The organism is Rubripirellula obstinata (genome assembly GCF_001642955.1).
Taxonomy (GTDB): Bacteria; Planctomycetota; Planctomycetia; order Pirellulales; family Pirellulaceae; genus Rubripirellula; species Rubripirellula obstinata.
The window spans coordinates 32,388-53,841 of record NZ_LWSK01000029.1; the positions used below are offsets into that span (position 1 = coordinate 32,388).

Consider the following 21,454-nt stretch of genomic DNA (forward strand, 5'->3'; position numbering starts at 1 on the left):
AATGAACGTCGAATATGCATTCCAATCCAATGGGTTGTCATGCTGGTCGCTACCGTTGCGCTAACTGGTTTGTGCCCTTCGGAAGTTTTGGCACAGGAATTAACCGTTTCACCGATTCCGATCGACGCAATGCAGATCGCCCCAGTGCAGATCGACCCAGTACAGATCGACCCAGTGCAGATAGCACCAGTACAGTTGAATCAACCGCAATACGATCGACTGATGATTGAAAGCCCGCTGACTGATCCAGTTCAGCCTGGTCCGATTCAGCCTGATCCGATTCAGCCTGATCCCATTCAGCAGCCGATTGAAATCATTCGCGGTGACAGCCAGCGAGTTGCAGCTCACTGGTGGGACCAACGGGCGAGTGAATCGTTGTTCGATCAGCCGACTTGGGTCGCATTCGGTCTGGATACCGTTTTGCTAGACACGTTGGACAACAGTCCGCGTATCAAGATCGTTGCCAGCCAAGCCAGCGTGGCGATCGAACGAATCGTGCAACAAGATGCTGTCTTTGACGCTCGGGTTTTGTTCGACAGCCGCGTCAATCGAAACAATGATCCGGTGGGAAACACGTTGACCACCGGAGGGCCGCCTCGATTGGTCGAAGAAAACTTGACGGCCAGCGGCGGCATCCAACGAACCACTCGCCGCGGTGGTTTGTTAGATGTTTCCCAACAGTTGGGCTTGGCGAACAGCAACAGCACGTTCTTCCTTCCCGAAGAACAGGGGAATTCGCGATTAAGCCTCAGCCTGACGCAGCCTTTGATGTCGCGAAGCGGTCAATTCTATAACGAACGCTTGCTGACTCAGGCCAGGATCGATAGCCGCGTCAGTTGGCAGGACATGCGGGTCGAAGTGGAGACGCGTATTTCGGAAGTCGTGACAGCGTATTGGCGTCTGTACGAATTGCGATGTCATTATTTGCAAACCTTGGAATTGCTTGAACGTGGCAAAAGTATCGAAGCGTTCTTGACCGCGCGGATGGACTTTGATGCCGGTGAAATCGAACTGGCCAAGGTTCGCGGACGCATTGCACGACGCGTGGATCGCGAAGTGCGATTGCGTGCGGAAATTAAAAGGCAGCAAGTCGGCTTGGCAGTCTTGGTGGGTAGCGAAGCATTGACCACGGCGATGAGTTCGATGGAGATGATCCCCAGCGACTTGCCGAGTCCGCCGACGACGACCTGGAAATTGCGAGACGCGGTTCGCACGGGCATCGAAAACCGTAACGAGATCCGATCGGCGACCGCGCAATTGGAAGCAGCGGCTCTGTCAATCCGTGTGACGCGTGCGGAATTAGAACCGCAGCTTTCCGCAGTCTTTGAAACCTACTTGGCGGGACTCAATGGCAACAATCGCGTCTTCAATTCCTGGACTGACCAATTTACGCAAGGCGGACCTGGCATGGCCGCTGGTTTGCAATACGAATTGCCCTACGGCCGTCGTGCTGCCAAGTCGCGCTATCGTGAAGCCCAGTATCGTTATCAAATGCGCAGCGAGGAATTGCGTGAAGTCGTTCAACGATCACAGGCCGAGATCGAGGATGCGTTGGTTTCGGTTAACGCTGCGATGGAGAGCCAAGAAACGAAAAAACGCTTGCTGGAAACTGCCGTCTTGGAAGAAAAAATTCTGACCGGGCGTTGGGAAGCTTTGGCGGGTGATGGATCGTCGGTCGGCGTCGTGCTGGAAACGCTGTTGGATGCTCAATCACGCCGAACCGATGCCGAACGCGAACTCGTGTCCGCTCAAACTGAATACGTCATCGCAGTCGTGCAGTTGCAACGTGCCATGGGAACCTTGCTGCAACAGACCGGGACAACGCCAATCCAAGATCGAAGTAACAACAGCGTTCAGTTTGTCCAAGATGCGTCCGCAATCGATCAAATGCAAGAGACTTCGTTTTACGATTCGACGCAAGACCAGCCGATTCAGAATCCGGCGATGCAAGAATCGGTTTCGCAACCGCTTGCCGACGAACATACCTCTGTGTTTGCGAAGCCTAGCAACGCCAAAATTGTCTACATCGATCCACCAAACTTAAATCCACCAAACCTAGATCAAGCAAGCCTAGATCAAGCAGGCCTAGATCCACCAAGCAAACCACAACAAGAATCAATGCAGCCACTGGTTGCCCCCAGACGCGACGACGTACACCAATTGATTGATACCGATTGGTTGGAAGACGCCATGTACGGTGATTCAAAGTCGAATCCCGAACTCAATGAGGAAACAATGCCATGATGAACCATCTGCTTCCAGTCAAGATTACCCGCAAGCGTCGCTTGGCGATCGCTTTGATCGTCGGCGTTTCCATTACGCCGGTTTTCTCGCAAAACGCCTTTGCACAGAACACTGGCGGATCGTTCGTTGGCGATATGGCGATGATCTACGACGGGTTCACTCAGCCCAGGCATGAAGTCATGTTGGCGTCGGACGAAACCGGGCGGATCGAGAGTATCGATGTCGTTGTGGGGCAGCGCGTCAAAGCTGGACAAGTGATCGCACGGCTGGAAGATGACCTGCAAGTGTCCGCTCTGAAAACGGCTGGCATTCAGATTGAAATGGTCGGCGAAATGAATGCTGCAAAAGTTGAACTGGAGCTAAACCAAGTCCGTGCTGAAAAGATTCGGGAACTGTTTGCCAACAAGATGGCCAGACCTGATGAACTGCGACGCGGCGAGGCAGACCTGCGAATCGCAAAGGCTCGGGTTGCCAGCATGGAAGAACAGTTGGAACTTCGCAAATCCGAATTTCAGCGAGCCGAGGTGTTGCTGAATCGACGTACGGTTCGTGCACCAATGGACGGAGTGATTTCGGAGGTGTTTTTGTCACCGGGCGAATCGATTTCGCCGAGTAATCCATCGATTGTGGAACTGTTGGCTGACGACGAACTGATCGCGATTTTTGATGTGCCCGTGGAAGACACGTTGGCACTGCAGATGGGGAGTTCTGTGCGAGTGCGATTGCGAAGCGTTGCTGAAACACTCGACGCATCGATCTGGTCCATCACGCCAAAGATCGACGGAGAAAGTGGCACGGTGCAAGTTCGCGTCAAGTTAAGCAATCCCGACGGACGTTTGCTTTCGGGTGACCGCTGCACGCTGCAGATATTGGAAGATCGCGGTGTGCAATCGGCCGCGTTAAAGGGGAAGCAATGGGATTGAAAACGGCTTTTACCTCCACCGCGCAGCGGGGCAGGTTGGCCTGAGAGCCTGACCTTTCCCAAAGGGTGAAGTGAAATTACCGACGCTTGACGAAACACATCAAATCAAACCTCATGAACCATCCCACATCATCCCAGCCGACTAGCGATTCGACGTCGATCGCCGCTGCGCTGGATGATGCGGTCGCTCAGCTAAAGGCAGCGGCGGGACATGACATCCCGACGTCGGTGGACGCTTCACCAGCACGTCAACAATACGCCGCGGATCCGGCGATCGCGAGTCAATCGCCAAGCGATGCGAAGGCGACGTTAGATATCATCGAAGCGATTTGCGGTGCATCAGATCGACGCGAAGCAATGGAGCGGATCGTTCGCGCGATCGCTCCGCCGGGAACGTCCAGCACGGTCCGCGCTGGAATCGGTGGCAGCAACTTGAAGTGGTTGTTTGATTGTCGGTTGGGTTGGATCGGTTCGGGTTCGTCGCTGTTCGATCAAGTCGCCGGCGAGTGGTCGGGAAGAGCCTCGCGTAATACCGATCAGTTGGAACCGGACACCAAAATTCAAACCGTGACTCTGCCCGCGATCGGCGGTGCGTCACGTTGCGAGGTTTGGGTTCACGACGATCCGGCGGCAATTCGATGGATGCAGCCGGTCGCTGGCACCTTGGCTGCGGCCTTGTTCAGCCGGCCTGCGCGTCGGCTGCCTTTGTCGGCCGGTTTGTTAGGATCCAGTGCGTCGGGCACTAGCTCCGCTGTCAAGGCTTGGGCCGTCGGCGCGGTCTTGCTGGTTGCCATCATTGCGGTTTGGCCGGTGCGTTACCGCGTCGCTGCGAAGGCAGGCGTTGAAACACTCAGTGGACGTTACATTGCAATGCCGTTTGAAGCTCGATTGTTGGATGTCAACGTCAAGCCAGGCGAACAGGTCACCGCTGGCCAGTCGCTACTGCTGCTGGATGGACGTCCGTTAAGATTGGAATTGGAAGGGCTTCAAACTGAGTTGCAACAAGCGGTCAAAGAGCATAACGCTGCTTTAGCATCACGACGAATCGCTGATGCACAACAAGCGTCGTTGGAACAGAAAAAGCTGCAACGCAAAATTGATTTGGTGTCTGATCGTTTGCGACGGCTTAGCGTTACCAGTCCAATCGACGGCGTCGTTGTCAGCGGAGACCTGCGGCGACATATCGGATCGCCGCTGGAATTGGGACAGACGCTGTTGGAAGTCGCGGCAATGGATTCGGTCGCGATTGAGTTGGAAATTGCCGAGCACGAAATCGGGTTCATCACCAAAGGGATGGACACGCGAGTCAAGATCGACGCAATCGGTGGCGAGTCGATGGATTTGTTGCTGCAGGAAATCTATCCCGCAGCCGAACTTCGCGAAGATCGAAACGTGTTCATCGGACGAATCGAAGTGCCAAATGTTGATGGTGAGCTTCGTCCGGGGATGCAAGGAAAAGCCGTCGCCTACGGACCGTTGAGGCCATGGATTTGGTCGTGGGTGCGCGGGACGGTGGAACGTTGTTTGTGGATGATTGGGTATTAGGAGGGAAGTAAGTACGAAGTACCAAGTACCAAGTACTCAGTACTCAGTACTCAGTACTCAGTACTCAGTACTCAGTACTCATTGCGATATTTGTGAGTTGAATCAATGATGGAAACACCTGACCCAAATGCTGCACCACCGTCTGCTCCTCGCGTTGCGATGGACGACGCCGTTACGTTTGAACAACGCACGGTCGGTGGGCGAACGCAGGTCATCGCCAGTCATGTGACGGCGGGAAAGTTCTTTCAACTTGGGCCGGTTGAATTTCGTATCGCTGAATTGCTTGATGGCAGTCGTGACATCGGCGAGATTACGACTCAGTTGAACGTGGAAGGAATCGACTGGGAAGCGGAAGACGTTGCCGAATTGGTTTCGCGATTTGTCACCAATAAGGTCGCGTCGCCAATCGAGGGTTCTGGTCCGCCAACTGGACCCGCTGCGGTACCGGCGGCCGCTGCTTGGTCGCGTCGTCTGCCTGGGATTCTTTCGATGGCGATCAGTCAACGCATTCCACTCGTTGCCTGCAATCGGATCGCGGAACCGTTGGCAAGACACTTTGGGTTTATCTTTTCACGTGTTGGCATCGTGATGTGGTTGGTGCTGGTCGTCAGCGGCATGGGCGTGGTTTTGGGCCATCGCGAATCGTTCTTCCACGAAATTGCCAAGCTGTTTGATCCCAGCATGTGGGTCGTGATGTTTGGAGTTTGGTTGGTCGCCAAGGTGTTGCACGAATTAGGGCACGCCACCTCGGCGAAGTATCACGGCGTTCATGTCGGCAAGGCGGGGATCATGTTTTTCCTGTTCGCGCCACTCGCATACGTTGATGTAACCGATGCTTGGAAGCTTCGCAGTCGCTGGAAACGAGTTCAGATTGCACTGTCGGGTGTTTACATCGAACTGGCGATCGCTTCGATGGCCGCTTGGGCTTGGTTAGTTCTTCCACCGGGATTTGCGTCCCACTTGATGGTGCAAATCTTCTTCGTCACCGGACCGGCGACTTTGTTGGTCAACGCGAACCCGTTACTTCGGCTCGATGGCTACTATGTTCTGTCTGACTTGACCGAGATTCCGAATCTTAGGATGCATGGCCGCAATCAATTGGCAGGTTTCGTCAACCAATGGCTGGTAAAGATTCCGGCAGATTCAGCCTTGTTGTCCGGTTGGCGGCAACCCGCGGCGACCCTGCACGCAATCGCCAGTGTTATTTTCCAAATCGTCTGGATGGGCGGCTTGGTGTTGGGTGTCGCATTGTGGTTTAAGGGGTTGGGGGTCTTTTTGGCTTTGGTTGCCACGATCTTGTGGGCCGTGTTGCCGCTGACTCGTTGGATGTTCAAAGTTTGGAAGTACGATGCCGACGCGTATCGTTTCGTAACGCCGCATCGAACTCGGTTGTGTTTGGTTTTGTTGTTTGTCGTTTCGTCAGTCAGTTACTTTGCGATGGCCACATCGCCGTTTGCGCGTCGTGTCCCCGTCGTGGTTCGGTTTTGCGACGAACAGATTGCCCGTGCGGCAACGAACGCGTTTGTTCAAGATGTTTTTGTTCAACGTGGGGAACGTGTCAGTCGCGGTGCGTTGTTGGTCCAATTGGACGCACCTGAATTGTTGTTGCGGCGAGATGAATTGGCTGACCAGTGGCAATCGTCGCAAATGCGAGAAGTGCAACTGCGTCGGACTGGTGACTTGGCGATGGCTGCTTCGGAATCAGAACGCGCGGCTAGTTTTCAACGCCAGCTTGCTGAACTGAATGCGGAGGTTGCGTCGCTGAGGATCACTGCGTCGCGTGATGGCCTAGTGACGGGTGCTGGGATCGAAAGTTTGCAGGGCAGTTTTGTCAAAGAAGGTTCTGAATTGCTTTGTGTTTGCGATCCGCAAGAAAAAGAATTGTTGGTCGCTGTCACGACTCGTGATGTCGAAGCTTACAATTTAGCGGTTTCCCATCAGCATCCATCAACGATTCGTTTGCGAGGCGGGAAGTCATTGGTCGCGATGCCGCCGCCGCTGCGTCCTCGTGCCAGCCAGTCGCTGCCGCATCCGGCGCTGGGTGCGAATGCGGGCGGTCCCTTGGCGGTGGAGCCATCCCCGGAAGAAGCGGAAATGAGATCCGCCAGTCCTCTGATGCAGAGTGTCGCTCTGTTGGATCCGTTGACCAGTGCCGAGGTGCAAACCGGTCAAATTGGAATGATGACAATTTCGGATAATCGATCGCTTGTGCAACGTTTGATCGAATCGGTTTGGCGGTAGTGTATCGCGGGATTCCATGCTTTAGCCGATTCGATTGGTGAGTTGGTCGGCTAAAACCTAGACTCCCACAAATATCTCTTGACGCGGCAGGATTTGGCTACTAGTTGTAGAATTCAGGCGAATGAGGCGACGGTGATAAAAACCACAGGAGCTAGACAATGGAACCTGAATCAAACAGAGAAGAACGGTCAACGATCGATCGTTTCTTTCGCGGACTAAGCGAGTGCATCTTTCACTCGAAACTTGGTGTGGCCGATGTCCAGATGGTGGACTACGTCAGCGATCTGCTTTTGCGGTTCACGCGAATCGATGAAACCCAGCGAGTCCGCCAGCCTGACGGACAGCCAGCGACGGAGGTTTTTCAGATGCTTTGCGAAGCCGAGCGTCGGATCGGTTTGGCTCGCCGCGGCGTTCATCGGCACATCGGCGATTTCACTCTATTTTGGTCAGGCATGTATCCTGAAAGCCTGCGGAAGACAAAACGCGGTCAATCCTGTGATGAGTTTTTGGATTATTGCAAACAGGGCAAACGTGCTTACGCGATCGCCGCGACAATCCAAGGCGGCGATGACCGGCCGTCTAGCGAAGTGCTGATGCAGATGAGCGAGCAGTTTGAAATGTGCGCCTATGGTCTGCGCGAGATTCGGCGTGAATGGGAAGAAGGTGCCGGTGGCGAAAGCGGTTTGTTGTTGGGTTAGTAGTCCATGTCAGCTCAATCTTCGGTTAGGAGGTAGCGGAAGTCGCGTAGACTTTCGGCGTCCCCCTCGTAGCCGAAACTCTTGGCGACTTGTTGAACTATCTCGTTTTCGATGGGTTTTGGGGTGGTTTCCCCCTTACCCCCGCTGCGCTCATCGCGCAGCGGGAGCCTCGTTAAGTCGTCGTGTCGGGTTGGAGGGATAGGCGGACGGGGGAAGGCACGATGCTCAGGCCAGGCTGCTAAGGAAAGCCACAACCCGATCCGAGATGACGCTCCAGGATCGTCAGGTTGAAGGCCACGTTGGCCCAGTCCCATTCCTGTCGCACTCGCTCAAAACCGCGAGTCAGAAACTGACGCAGTCCAAACACATGCTTGATCACCGCGAACGGACGCTCCGTCGCGGCGGCTCGCTTGGCGTAGACCACTTTGGCCTCTTCGGTTTGCATTTTCTGACGGTGATCTTGCACCGCTTTCTCTTCGCTACCGCACTCGATCCGGCGACCTGATTTGTTGCCCTTGCTCTGAAAACAGCGATCCCTCAAAGGACAACCGTTGCACACGCTTGCCGAAGCTCGATACGTATCACGAGGCTGACCGGTATGGTCGGTCCGGCTTGATGCGTGCTCCAGAACTTTGCCTTGCGGGCAATGAAACGCGTTCGCTTCGCTATCGTAAACGAAAGCGGATTTGTCAAAGTACTTCTTGCCATCTCGCTTACGAGTGGGCAGGCGATCGATGTCTTCCTCGGCAACCGGCTCGCTGGGGTCATCGCGAAACGCCGGGTTACTCGGCCCGGCGGGGGTGAACAGTTCCATCTCGTTTTCAGGACAGCCAACGATGTTCGCAGGCGTGTCCATCAAGCCGTCGGCGAGAACCTGCACCGCTTCGCCTTCGATCTCCAAGTTCTCGCGGGCTTGGTTGACCGCACCGATCATGCTGCCATTTTCGTTGACCCCGTCGATCACGTCACTGTCGACCACCAAGCCGCTTTCCTGGTCGACCACGTTGGCCGGCGTGTGGTTGATTCCGTAGCCGCCTTCCTTATTCTTGCTCACACGAGCATCGGTGTCAGTGATCGGAAGACGTGCAGGCTTCGTCTTGCCTTCTTGTTCAAGTTGCTCGTATCGCTTCAAAGCGGCATCGATCTGCTCGGACTTCTTCTTTAGATCCTCGAGCGTCCCCTTGGAGCCCGAATCGTCAGCGTGCAATTGATCTTCGGCGGTTTGTTCTTGATCGGCTTTCTTCTGTTCTTGCTCGAATTGTTCTTGGAGTTGCTTCTTGGCTTCCTTGAGTTCTTCGAGCGAGCGAGTTCCGGTTCTTCGGTTGCTCGCCCGGACCCGCGTGGCGTCGTAGCCAAACATCTTGAAGGCGGAAAGCTGCATCTCTTTGGCCAGCAAACCGACTTTGACGAACATCCCTTTAAGCAGCTTGGGATGGGCGGTGCGAAAGCTGCTCAGCGTGGTGTGATCGATCGAGCGACCTTCGACGAGCCAGCGAAAATCATTGCGAACGCTGAGTGCTTCTTCGAGCTTACGCGAGGCCCGGATACGGCAGAGCAAGCCGTAGAGGATGACCGAAGCCAGGACGCGAGGATGAATGGGGGGCCTTCCGGCATCGTTGGGCTTGTAGAGTTGTTCCCAGTCGGACCAATCGATTTGTCGCAGGATCCAGTCGATTTGGCGGACACGATGGTCGGCGGGAATGATTTGATCGAGCTTTTCGGGGAACAGCACTTGCTGATCCCTGCACAGAGCGGGCTGGTCCCAACGCAATGGATCGACCTCGGAAGAAAGAAGTGAAAACCAAATTCTAGCGCGATCCGCATCCGATACAATCAGTCAGCAAGGCAATAAATCAACAAGCCGTATGCGAGTTCCGCTACGCGATTGCCGTCCCTCACACATTGGCACACCCTGTGCGATTCATCGGTTTCGCCGAAGTCACCACGGATCTCGGCATTCCGATTCCCCAAAACACCACGAAACTCTGCAAAAGTTCTGCTGGGGAATCCCTGTGTCGGAAACGGATTTTCCACCCCTGGAAAAAGATTTACCAACATGATTCGCCTGCTGACCTCCAGCACTCTCTCTTTACTCTTTGTTGCCTCCAGTTCGGTTGCCCTTGCCGATCCGAATGCAACGATTGATTCCGCGGTCTCGTTTGAATCTCAAGACAAGGCAATACGCTTCACGACTGATTTTCCAGGCGGAAAAATCGACCGCTTGATTGAAACCAGGCGAGATGACTTTGAGATCATCATCAAACCCGAAATCGAACCGATTAACGATAGTGCTTGGTACGCCTTCCGAGTCGAATCGAGCAAGACGCAAGAGATCTTGGTCCGACTTCGATACGAGGGCGGTTCGCACCGTTACGAACCCAAAATCAGTCGAGATCGAATCAACTGGGAACCCGCTGAGAACCTGATCGTGTCCCGGCATCCGGGCGGCCGTGAAATAACGCTTCGACTTCCCGTCAGCGATCAGGCTTTGTGGGTTGCCGGGCAAGAGTTGGTCGGCAACAAAGACATCGCACGCTGGGTAGAATCGCTCGCAGAGAAGTCTTTTGTCACCCAATCCGTGATCGGCAAGTCCGTTCGCGAGCGGCCAATCTACGAACTGAAAATCGGCAATCCAAACGCCGGTGATTCGATCTTCATTCTGTCTCGTCAGCATCCACCGGAAGTCACTGGCACGATCGGAATGATGCTGTTTGTCGAAGCCTTGTGTGCCGACACGCCACTGGCAAAGGACTTTCGTGAAAAGTTTCAAACCGTATGCGTTCCGATCGCAAATCCGGACGGTGTCGCACGCGGATATTGGCGAGCGAACGCGAACGGTGTCGACTTAAATCGCGACTGGCTGCAATTTACGCAGCCAGAAACCCAAACGATTCGCGATTCGATGCTTCGGTTGCAAAGGACTGGGAATGGTCGTCCCTGGTTGTTCCTGGATTTCCACAGCACGTACAACGAAATGTTCTACACCGCGCCGAAGAAGAACGATTTGTTCCCGGACGGTTTTACCAAAGACTGGTTGGCCGCGATCGACAAGCGGATGCCGAACTTTGATGTGCTGCGTGACGACGGGCACAATGTCCACCGCGCGACCAGCAAAGCCTGGGTCGCACGCGAGCTTGGCATTCACGCGATCACCTACGAGTTTGGTGACGAAACCGATCGACCTCGCATCGCCGAGATCGCCAACCGATCCGCCGAAGAAATGATGAAGTTGCTTTTAGAAATAAAGTCACAACAAAAGTAGTGATTGGCACACGTTTCGCTTTCTCATTAGCACAATTCCGTAGCGGAAGTCGCCAAGACTTTCGGCCTCCGCGAATTTTCAATCCTTGCCGAAAGTCTTGGCGACTTCTGCTACCTTTTCAACTTATCTGACTGCATGACCGCAGAACTTGCTCTTCTTGGAACCACCGGCGCTGTGATCGCCGGAGGGCTGATCGAATCGCTGACGCATCGACGACGCCTTGAAAAAATCCCGATTCGGATTCATGTCAATGGAACGCGAGGCAAGTCCAGCGTTGCGCGCTTGATTGCCGCTGGAATGCGTGAAGGTGGCATTCGAACATGCTGCAAAACCACTGGGACGCTGCCGCGAATGATCTTACCCGATGGCACGGAATACCCAGTGTTTCGTCCCTCGCGAGCGAACGTGATCGAGCAGATTCGGATTGTCAAAACGGCGGTCGAGTTTGAATCCGAGGCATTGGTGCTGGAGTGCATGGCGTTGATCCCATACTTGCAATGGTTGTGCGAAGACAAACTGGTCCGCGCAACCCACGGCGTTCTGACCAACGCGCGCGAAGACCACTTGGATGTGATGGGGCCGACCGAACGTGATGTCGCATGGGCGCTGGCAGGAATGGTTCCACGCGGTGGAAAGTTCTTTACCGCCGAACGTGACCACATCGACATTTACAACCAAGTTACCGCCGAACGTGGTACGACGATCATTCCAACGACGGAAGAAGACGTTGAAAAAATCACGCCCTTGGACCTAGCCGGGTTCAGTTACGTGGAACATGCTGAGAACGTTGCATTGGCACTGCGAGTCTGCGAGGATGTTGGCGTCGATCGAAGCGTGGCCCTTCGTGGCATGTGGAGCGCCAAGCCTGACCCCGGCGCGATGATGGCCTACGAGATGGATTTCTTTCATCGCAAAATCAACTTCGTCAACGGTTTCGCGGCTAACGACCCTGAATCCACCGAAAGGATTTGGAAGATGGCGTTGGAACGTTATCCCGACGTCGACAAACGAATTGCGATTTTCAATTGCCGCGCCGACCGTCCTGACCGCAGCGATCAACTCGGAACCGTGATTAAGAACTGGCCCGAGGCGGACCGCTATCTGCTGATCGGATCGGGAACTTACATCTTTGCCCGCGCGGCCACCAATGCGGGCATCGATCCGATGAAGTTGGTGTTTGCTGAGGATCAACCGGTCGACCAAGTGTTCGAGATGATCGTCGAACTCTCCGAAGGAAACAGCTTGGTCATGGGCATGGCCAACATCGCTGGCGTCGGCCTGGACTTGGTCCGCTACTTCGCCAACCGAAGCCGACGACGCGAATTCAAGTAAACGAAACCATTCCAATCTCAATTCAATCTTAGCGAACCACTTACAAGGAAACCCTCATGAACCCAACGGACATGGCTGACCAGATGATGGTCGCCGTTGGCGTGGGACTGGTCATCAGTCTCATCTTTTCGGAACTCTTCGGCCTCGCCGCCGGCGGCATGGTCGTTCCCGGATTCATCGCGTTGAATCTTGGCCGTCCCTTCGACGTCGTACTCACGCTTGCTGCCGCAGGCATCACCTACCTGGTCGTTCACGCACTGGGAACGTTCATCATCATCTACGGCCGGCGACGAACGGTACTGATGATCCTGGTCGGTTACTTGATCCGCATCCTGTTGGACTTCGTACCCTTTGGCGAACTCAGCTCGATCACGTTCCTGGCCACCGGCGATGCCAACTTCATGGTCATCGGTTACATCCTGCCCGGGCTGATCGCGATCTGGATGGACCGGCAAGGCTGGCTGGAAACCCTGTGCGCTTTGATGACGGCATCCGTCGCGATTCGCATGATCCTCATCATCATTTACGGAATGTCGCTCTCATCATGAAGAAAGTTTACTGGCGTCCCAAGGCCGTCTCGCGCACCGGCCTAGTCTTGATCGCATTCACCGCCGTTGTTGGATTGATCGTGGTTGAATCGGTCAAAGTCGAACGACTACAGCCACACTACGATGAAAAGATGGCAGCCACCGAGCTTGCCGCCGAGGCCTACGACGTCATCTACGACGCTCGCATGGAACTGGGTTATGACATCGATGAAACGATGGACCTGACCCAAAGCGGCATGCTGGGACTGGCGATGTCCGACGTCACCAGTCTTGCCGGTGACGTGACCGCCAAGCGAACCGCGATCAATCCCAACTTCGCTGCTGTCGCGGTGCAAATGCTGCACGACGCGGGCTGCGATAAAGGCGATGTCGTCGCGATCGGGGTCAGCGGTTCGTTCCCCGGTATCAACGTCTGTGTTTACGCGGCCGCCGAAGTGATGGAACTAAAGCCAATCATCGTGACCAGCGGAGCCGCATCGCAGTGGGGCGCGAACCTGCCCGACCTGTTGTGGCTGGACATGGAACGCATTCTTGTCGAACAAGGTCTGTTCAGTACTCGAGCGATTGCCGCGTCGATCGGCGGATTTGAAGATCGCGGACTCGGGCTTTCCGAAGAAGGTTTGAAGGCAATTGATTATGGAATTGAACGAAACGGGTTGACGAAATTGAAAGCCGAAACGTTCGAGGACGCTGTAAAAGAACGCATGGATCTGTACGATTCGCAGGCCAACGGCAAACCTATCAAAGCCTACATCAACGTCGGCGCAGGCACCGTTTCGGTCGGTCGTACGCTCGGCAAAAAAATGTTCAGTCCTGGCCTCAATCTTGATCCTCCCGACAAGATCCGGCAAACCGATGGCATCATGCCGAAGTTTATATTGAGAGGCGTTCCCGTGATTCACTTCGCACAAATCGCTGACATCGCCGAGCAGAACGGTTTACCCGTTCCGCCGCTGGTGCCACCCGCGCCCGGCGAAGCGGCCGTGTTCGAGGCGGTCGATTACAGCAAGATCCTGGCCGCCAGTGTCCTCGGGCTATTGGGTTTAATGCTCTATGGTTTCGTGCGCAGCGATATTGGTTTGCGATTGCTAAAGCTATCCAAGTCTCCCAAGAAAGACACCTCGACCGAGGCGATGGTCTAGATCTGTCGACCATGCCAATCCGTTTAATGCCAATCTCAACAGTCCGAATCGATGACGATCATTGAAGTTGGCTGCCAACTGGACTCCAACCCAAGCGACGAACCAAGCGGTCCCGACGACGTCCAATCAGGATTCAGTTCCGCGTAGCGTTCACAACTTACATAGGTCGCACTTCTATCCGCAGAATTACATCGCATGGGCTGATGAAAATGTGTCGTTGTCAAGTTGTCGCGACCCTTGAAAGTAGGCCGTAGCGAGCCATAGCGAGTTACGGCGTTGCGCACATTGCCGTAACTCGCTTTGGCTCGCTACGGCCTACATGCTGGCGATCAGGGAAATGTGCCGTTGCCACAATGCTTCGCAGCGCTGCAGTTTGTGTTGCCGGCCATGGTGCAGCTTGCCCAATTTGCTGCGTTGCAATGATTTTCATCAGGCCAGTCGTTGCCCGGCTACTTTTTCCCGATAGAGATAGAAGGGAACATCGAAGAAGATGACGCAAAGTCGCTAGAGGCGCGGAGACGCAGAGTTTTGAAAGCCGATACGTTCATTGCCACCAGTTTCCGTCTTCGCTGACCGGTACTAACGAGCACCGCATCGATTGAATTGCTGAGACGACTTCTTTGGCGGCCCAATCCATGTCGTCGAGTTCCAGCCGGTATTCCGGCCAGTTTCGTCCGCCGGGCCACATTTGATGGGGAGCCGGCCAGCGGTTGCCTGGTTCGGTCGCCTGCAAGCGAGCGATCAGTCTTGGCGTGTTTGGCAGTTTTGCCGGTTCGCTTTCTGTATCGGGCAAGTCGGGAACGAAGTCGGACACCCACGCGGTGTCAGTGCTCAGTGGAATGGTGGGATGTCGGTTTGCGGATGATGACGTTTGATTCGGTGCAGGCGCGTTACCGATCACTGACATGGGCTGGGCGATGGGGCGTGACTTAAAGATGGTCAAACCGGATTCATGGGAAAGCCTGTCGCACAATTCACTGCGATTCGCTTCGGTGCCACCGGCCAAAGCCATTGACGCGACGCCTTGGTCTAAGTGATCGGCAAGTTTTTGCAGCGACCATCCAAACCGAGGGTCGCGATAGTGACCGGCAACGTCGCATGCCGGCCGCAACACAAACCGGCGCGCGGTGTAGCGAGGATGAGGCACGACCAATCCGCGACTGCCGCCGATCAATTCACCGTGCAGGACCACATCCAAGTCGATCGAACGGGCTCCCCAACGAGTCTTGCGAAGCCGCCCCAGTTTGTCTTCGACCGATTGCAGTTTTGACAGAATTTTAGCAGCGGCAACGTTGGTTTCAAACGCGGCAACCGCATTCAAAAAAGGCTCTTGCCCATCGGGGCCACCGATTGGCGGCGTTTCGTACAGACGGCTGGCAGCGAAATCATTGACGCAGCCATCGGCCGCGATCATGGACGCTGCTTCGGCCAAGACGGTGTCGCGGTTGCCCAAGTTGCTGCCGAAGCTAATCAGACATTGATGTTGGGAACCGGACAAAAGTGGAATGCCGAAATTAGGTTGGAACGATTATCTGCGGATCTTTGGGATTTCCAGATTCGCAATCTCTCGCCGTTAATTGTCCATCGCCCCGGGGATGGATCAACTCTGCCGCGATCAAATCTTTCAAATAGTGCAAGATTGTTGCTCGGCGAAACTTTACTCTGCAAATTCTTCACCAATGTGGTGACTTGCCGATTTCGTCCAATGGGGCGAAGATCCACGCATGGAAAATTCAGAACCTCAAGAAGATTCGCAGAGCCCGGATGAGGTTTTTCTGACCGCTGTCCTGTTCGAGATCGCACTTGGATTGATCGCACTGGTACTTGGTTGGTGGCTTGGCCCCGATCCACGCGATCTGATTCCTGAGTTTTCGCTCGACAACAGCGTGATCGAATCGCTGCGAGGTTTGGCGGCGGAGTCATGGGATTGGGATTCAGTACGCGACTGGGTAGGGCAATCGGTCACCGGCGGAATCCTGTTGGGGTTGCTGGCCGCGATCCCGATGCTGATTCTGATTGAGATTGTTCGGCGGATTCCGTGCGAACCGGTCCGCGAGCTGGAACGGCTTAGCGATGACGGAATGATGAAAACGTTGTTGAGTCTTCGCCCGATGGAAATGATCGCCATCAGTTTGTGTGCGGGAATCGGCGAAGAATTGCTGTTTCGCGGCTGGTTGATGTATTGGCTGGTCGATATCTACAACGCATTGGCGACTGCGACCGGTGGCGTCCCCAGCAGCAGCACCGCGACTTGGGTGGCCCTGATCGTTTCGTCGATCGCGTTTGGTTTAGTGCATCCGATCAGCAAGCTGTACATTATTTTGGCCGCCGTGATGGGGCTTTATTTTGGCGGTCTGGTCATCTGGACCGGGAATTTGCTGGTCCCGATCACGGCACATGCCGCCTATGACGCCGTGCAAATGCTGATGACGTCGCGAGCCGAGCGGCTGGAAAGAGATTCCGAGACATCGTAGCGGGTTCCCAAAAGACCACCGCTTCGACGATCGATCAGATTTCGCTATTCTTTGCTGGAATTTGAATCCCCCAAACCAGCCATTACCGCCGGACCCAATCCCAGTGCCAGCTCGCGACGACATCAAGAAAATCATGATCATTGGCAGCGGCCCGATCGTTATCGGCCAAGCCTGTGAATTTGACTATTCGGGAACCCAAGCCTGCAAAGCGCTCCGCGAAGAGGGGTATGAGGTCGTGCTGGTCAACAGCAACCCGGCCACGATCATGACCGATCCGGCCACCGCCGACGCAACCTACATCGAACCGCTGACCTGGCCGATGCTAGAAAAAGTCATCGCGGCCGAACGTCCCGACGCACTGCTGCCAACCCTGGGCGGACAAACCGGTTTGAACGCGGCCATGGAATTGGACGCCAACGGAGTGCTGGAAAAGTACGGCGTTGAAATGCTGGGCGCGGATTCCAAAGTCATCGCCAAGGCCGAAGAACGTGACCAGTTCAAAGCTGCCATGGAAAAGATCGGGTTGGACGTCTGCAAAGGCTTCACCGTCGGAACGTTGGAAGAGGCTCGTAAAGCGCAAACGGAAGTTGGCCTGCCCGCGATCGTTCGCCCCAGTTTTACGATGGGCGGCAGCGGAAGTGCGATCGCTTACAACAAAGACGAATTCGACGTCTTGGTGCAACAAGGATTGGACCAGTCGCCCGTGACCGAAGTGTTGGTCGAAGAATCGATCATCGGTTGGAAAGAATACGAAATGGAAGTGATGCGAGACAAAGATGACAACGTCGTCATCATTTGCAGCATCGAAAACTTTGACGCGATGGGCGTTCACACTGGCGACTCGATCACCGTCGCGCCGGCGCAAACGTTGACCGACAAAGAATACCAGCGGATGCGCGACGCATCCCAAGCCGTGATCCGCGAAATCGGCGTTGAAACCGGCGGCAGTAACATTCAGTTTGCGATCAAACCCGACACCGGTCGCATGATCGTGATCGAGATGAATCCGCGGGTCAGTCGCAGTAGTGCGCTGGCCAGTAAAGCAACCGGTTTTCCGATCGCGAAGATCGCAGCCAAGTTGGCGGTGGGTTACCGATTGTGGGAACTGCCAAACGATATCACTCAAAAGACCAAGGCCTGTTTCGAGCCATCGATTGATTACGTGGTCACCAAGATCCCGCGTTTTGCTTTCGAGAAATTCCCCGAAGCCGACCCGACGTTGATGACGCAAATGAAGAGCGTTGGTGAAACGATGGCGATCGGCCGCAGTTTCCGCGAATCGTTCCAAAAGGCCCTTCGTGGTTTGGAAGTCGGCGCGTTCGGATTCGGCAGCGACAACAAAGACCTGTGGGGCGGCGAAGACCAGCCCAGCATGGACGAAATCATCGCCAAGCTCAGCACGCCAACGGCCGAACGAGTGTTCTTTCTTCGCTATGCAATGAAGGCGGGCATGTCGATTCAGGAAATTTACGACCTGTCACACATCGACATCTGGTTCCTGGATCACCTGTCACAAATTGTCGAACAAGAAGAACGGCTGATCAAACTTGGTTCGCTCGATGCCATCGACGACGACACGATGCGATCGGTTAAACGCGATGGTTTTGCTGATCGCCAACTCGCCAAGATTTTTGAGACGACGGAAACCAAAGTTCGTGCTCGCAGGCTTGAAATGGGGATCAGCCCCGTGTTCAAGTCGGTCGATACTTGTGCGGCCGAGTTCGAGGCTTATACACCTTATTACTACAGCACCTACGAACACGAAACCGAATTGCCCGAGCCTTCGGACAAAAAACGAATCATCATCTTGGGTGGTGGGCCGAACCGAATTGGGCAAGGGATCGAATTTGATTACTGCTGTTGTCACGCCAGTTTCGCGCTGCGTGAATTGGGTATCGAATCGGTGATGGTCAACAGCAACCCGGAAACGGTCAGCACCGATTATGACACTTCGGACATTTTGTTCTTTGAACCGCTAACGATCGAAGACGTGCTGAATATCTGTGACGCGATCAAGCCCGACGGAGTGATTGTGCAGTTCGGTGGTCAAACGCCGTTGAACTTGGCGCGTGGGTTGCAAGAAGCCGGCGTGCCGATCATTGGCACCAGCGTCGATACGATCGAAGCGGCCGAAGATCGCGAACTGTTCCAACAATTGATCGAAGAGTTGGGTCTGCGTCAGCCGCCTAGCGGGATCGCACGCAACATGGACGAAGCTCGCGAAGAAGGCAAAAAAATCGGCTTCCCGATGTTGGTTCGCCCCAGCTTTGTGCTCGGCGGACGGGCGATGGAAATTTGTTACGACCAACCGCAATTTGAACGTTACGTTGCCGAAGCCTTTGTCGTCGCCGATGGACAACCGGTGTTGATCGATCGCTTTTTGGAAGACGCGACCGAAGTCGATGTTGATGCCGTCGCCGATGGGACGGACTGCGTCGTGATGGGCATCATGGAACACATCGAAGAGGCCGGCGTTCACTCGGGCGATTCCGCTTGTGCGATCCCGCCTTACAGCTTGACCCAACCGGTGCTGGACGAAATTCGCGAAGCGACTAAGAAGCTTGCCGCTCGTTTGAAAGTCATTGGCCTGATGAATATCCAGTTCGCGGTTAAGAACGAAGACGATGGTTTCCAGGTCTACGTTCTGGAAGTCAATCCGCGTGCCAGCCGAACGGCCCCATTTGTGGCCAAGGCAACCGGCGTGCCCGTTGCCGCGATCGCGACCAAGGTGATGACGGGAATGACGTTGAAAGAACTGGGCGTCACGGCCGAAGTCATTCCGAAACATGTTTCGATCAAGGAAAGTGTCTTTCCATTCCGCAAATTTGCCGGCGTGGACATTGTGCTTGGCCCAGAGATGCGCAGCACCGGCGAAGTGATGGGGATCAGCGATCGATTTTCAGTCGCGTTTGCGAAAAGCCAAATCGCGGCGGGCAGTATTCTGCCAGAATCGGGAAAGATTTTCCTGAGCATGTCGGCCCGACACAAAGACAAAGTGGTCGCCCTTGGTCGCGAACTGCGTGAACTCGGTTTTGATCTGTTGGGAACCGCGGGTACCGCCGCGCGGCTGACCGAGGGCGGTGTCGAGGTGACGGCGATCCGCAAGCTCTCCGAAGGCCATCCCAACTTGATTGATTACCTGAAGAATGACGATGTGCAATTGATCATCAACACACCAAGCGGCAAGGGTGCTCGCACGGACGAAGGCCAGATTCGTGCCGCGGCAGTGCAAAGCGGTGTGCCATGCATCACAACAATCGCCGCGGCCGAAGCAGCCGTGTTGGCGATGAAAGCGATGCGTGAAGGGCCGATGGAAGTCGAATCGCTGCAAAGCCGTTACGCCGTTGTGAATAAGTAGAGACGCTCGCGAAACATGCCTGCTGAACCAAACAAACCCGATGAACTTTCCTTTGATCCCGCCAGCCTGAAAATGTTGGTCGTGGACAATGAAGCGGCTCACGCGCGAGCGATGACCGAGTCGTTGGAAAAGGTCGGCTACGTTTGCGAAGTTGCCACCAGCGGTCCCGAAGCAGCGGGCATGATCCAACGCGAAAACTACGACATCATCATTACCGACATGGTGATGAACGATGTCGATGGAATGAAAATCTTGTCGTTGGCGAAAGAGAAATTACCCGAGTGCGAAATCGTGATGGTGACCGGCCATGCGACCGTGCCCGTCGCAGTCGAAGCGATGCAAAAGGGAGCATTCAACTTCCTTGAAAAACCGATCACGCCCAATCGTTTGCGAGCGATCGCGGAAAAAGCTGCCGAGGCAGTTTCGCTTCGCAAGCAGAACACGGAACTGCTGCAACGTCTTGATGAGCGGTTTGGGTTTGAGGGGATCATCTACACCAGCAAAAAAATGCAGGACGTGGTCGATCGCGTTCGACGCATCGCAGCGACCGATGCAACGGTGTTGATCACGGGCGAAAATGGAACCGGTAAAGAAGTCATCGCTCAAGCGATTCACCAGAACAGCCCTCGTCGCAACAAACGCATCGTCGCGATGAACACAGGCGCGATCGCTGAAAATCTGGTCGAAAGTGAACTGTTTGGTCACGTCAAAGGCTCTTTCACCGACGCTGTCTCCGATCGTGAAGGCGCGTTTCAGTATGCCAACGGCGGTTCGTTGTTTTTGGATGAAGTTGGCGATATGCCCGCCAGCACGCAAATCAAATTGTTGCGAGTGTTAGAAGAAAGCAAGGTGACACGCGTTGGTGACAACAAATCGACCAAGGTCAACGTGCGATTGATCTCGGCCACCAACCGACCGTTGGAAGAGTTGATCGACGCGGGAACGTTTCGCAGAGACCTCTATCACCGTTTGAAAGTCGTCACGATCGAGTTGCCCGCGCTGCGAGAGCGACGCGAAGACGTGGTTCCCTTGATGGATCATTTCCGCAAGCAATTCCTTCGCCGCCACGACAAACCGGTTGCGCATTTTACGCCAGCAACCACCAAGCGTTTCTTTGCTTACGATTGGCCGGGTAACGTTCGACAGTTGCGTAACTTTGTGGAAACGATGGTCGTTCTGGACACCGATGAATCGCTGGACATCGACGATTTGCCACCCGAACTTGTCGATATCGATGATCAATCGGGTGGCGATGAATCGCCGGTCCTTGTGACCGGCGGCGGCAATTCAGATTTGATCGGTCAGCCACTCGCCGTGATCGAAAAATGGGCGATCGAAGAAACGCTAAAGCTAACCGGCGACAACCGCGAAGAAGCCGCCAAGGTGCTAAAGATTGGTGCAAGAACTTTGTATCGCCGGTTGGATCAATACAAGAGTGGCGAAGAGGGCTGATCACGCCTTCGTCCGATCGCACGTGACGGCTTGCAGCCCGCACACTTGGAGTCCAGCAAACGTAGGCCGTGTGTCGCAAAGCTCCACACGGCCTACAACTTGGGCACTGTCCTGAAACAAGTTCCGTATTTGGCGAAATCTTTCGTAGCTGGGCCCGCCAGGGTTCAGACGGGGACAGCTAGTATTCCGCGTCACCTCAATTTTCGGGTAGCGGAACTCGCCAAGAGTTTCGGCTG

Annotated in this window: 14 protein-coding genes; 12 read left to right on the top strand and 2 right to left on the bottom strand. The window is 54.8% G+C overall.

What is annotated here, in order from left to right:
* Window positions 1-39 precede the first annotated feature (39 nt).
* The 5 genes from RC85_RS09850 to RC85_RS09870 all read left to right on the top strand — a co-directional run bounded on the left by RC85_RS09850 (window position 40) and on the right by RC85_RS09870 (window position 7,650).
* On the top strand, window positions 40-2,244 hold the full coding sequence (locus RC85_RS09850) for a TolC family protein (protein ID WP_068261869.1): 2,205 nt from the start codon (window positions 40-42) through the stop codon (window positions 2,242-2,244).
* A complete protein-coding gene (locus tag RC85_RS09855) occupies window positions 2,241-3,167 on the top strand; it encodes an efflux RND transporter periplasmic adaptor subunit (protein WP_084422526.1) in 927 nt (308 codons plus the stop codon). The genes RC85_RS09850 and RC85_RS09855 overlap by 4 nt, the downstream gene beginning before the upstream one ends.
* 113 nt (window positions 3,168-3,280) lie before the next feature.
* Window positions 3,281-4,711 (top strand): efflux RND transporter periplasmic adaptor subunit, encoded by a 1,431-nt coding sequence (locus RC85_RS09860; protein ID WP_068261871.1) that lies wholly within the window; start codon window positions 3,281-3,283, stop codon window positions 4,709-4,711.
* Window positions 4,712-4,816: 105 nt separating this feature from the next.
* Window positions 4,817-6,952, top strand: a complete 2,136-nt coding sequence (locus RC85_RS09865; protein ID WP_149752504.1) for a site-2 protease family protein — start codon at window positions 4,817-4,819, stop codon at window positions 6,950-6,952.
* 158 nt (window positions 6,953-7,110) lie between these two features.
* On the top strand, window positions 7,111-7,650 hold the full coding sequence (locus RC85_RS09870; RefSeq protein WP_068261877.1) for a hypothetical protein: 540 nt from the start codon (window positions 7,111-7,113) through the stop codon (window positions 7,648-7,650).
* Window positions 7,651-7,888: 238 nt separating this feature from the next.
* Here the strand turns inward: RC85_RS09870 and RC85_RS09875 are convergent, their stop codons facing one another.
* Window positions 7,889-9,421, bottom strand: coding sequence for an IS1182 family transposase (locus tag RC85_RS09875; RefSeq protein ID WP_068261880.1), 1,533 nt, complete (start codon window positions 9,419-9,421; stop codon window positions 7,889-7,891).
* A 285-nt stretch (window positions 9,422-9,706) separates the two neighbouring features.
* On the opposite strand from RC85_RS09875, the gene RC85_RS09885 reads away from it, so the two are divergent.
* The 4 genes from RC85_RS09885 (at window position 9,707) to pgsW (ending at window position 13,934) form a co-directional block, all read left to right on the top strand.
* Window positions 9,707-10,912: a M14 family metallopeptidase gene (locus tag RC85_RS09885; RefSeq protein ID WP_084422527.1), complete on the top strand. Its 1,206-nt coding sequence runs from the start codon at window positions 9,707-9,709 to the stop codon at window positions 10,910-10,912.
* A 135-nt stretch (window positions 10,913-11,047) separates the two neighbouring features.
* A complete protein-coding gene (gene pgsB, locus RC85_RS09890) occupies window positions 11,048-12,244 on the top strand; it encodes a poly-gamma-glutamate synthase PgsB (protein WP_068261887.1) in 1,197 nt (398 codons plus the stop codon).
* A 56-nt stretch (window positions 12,245-12,300) separates the two neighbouring features.
* Complete coding sequence (gene pgsC, locus RC85_RS09895; RefSeq protein ID WP_084422528.1) at window positions 12,301-12,792, top strand: poly-gamma-glutamate biosynthesis protein PgsC; 492 nt, start codon at window positions 12,301-12,303, stop codon at window positions 12,790-12,792.
* Entirely contained in the window at window positions 12,789-13,934 is a 1,146-nt protein-coding gene (pgsW, locus tag RC85_RS09900; RefSeq protein ID WP_068261890.1) for a poly-gamma-glutamate system protein, read from the top strand. Before pgsC ends, pgsW begins: the two co-directional genes overlap by 4 nt.
* Window positions 13,935-14,478: 544 nt before the next feature.
* On the opposite strand, the gene folK is transcribed toward pgsW, so the two are convergent.
* Entirely contained in the window at window positions 14,479-15,432 is a 954-nt protein-coding gene (gene folK / locus RC85_RS09905) for a 2-amino-4-hydroxy-6-hydroxymethyldihydropteridine diphosphokinase (RefSeq protein ID WP_068261893.1), read from the bottom strand.
* Window positions 15,433-15,658: 226 nt separating this feature from the next.
* Here folK and RC85_RS09910 point away from each other — a divergent pair, with 226 nt between their 5' ends.
* The 3 genes from RC85_RS09910 (at window position 15,659) to RC85_RS09920 (ending at window position 21,218) form a co-directional block, all read left to right on the top strand.
* On the top strand, window positions 15,659-16,408 hold the full coding sequence (locus tag RC85_RS09910; RefSeq protein WP_068261896.1) for a CPBP family intramembrane glutamic endopeptidase: 750 nt from the start codon (window positions 15,659-15,661) through the stop codon (window positions 16,406-16,408).
* A gap of 103 nt (window positions 16,409-16,511) precedes the next feature.
* The gene (gene carB / locus RC85_RS09915) at window positions 16,512-19,766 is read left to right on the top strand and encodes a carbamoyl-phosphate synthase large subunit (RefSeq protein WP_068261899.1); all 3,255 of its coding nucleotides are present in this window, start codon (window positions 16,512-16,514) and stop codon (window positions 19,764-19,766) included.
* Window positions 19,767-19,781: 15 nt separating this feature from the next.
* Entirely contained in the window at window positions 19,782-21,218 is a 1,437-nt protein-coding gene (locus tag RC85_RS09920; RefSeq protein WP_068261902.1) for a sigma-54-dependent transcriptional regulator, read from the top strand.
* The last annotated feature ends 236 nt before the right edge of the window (window positions 21,219-21,454 follow it).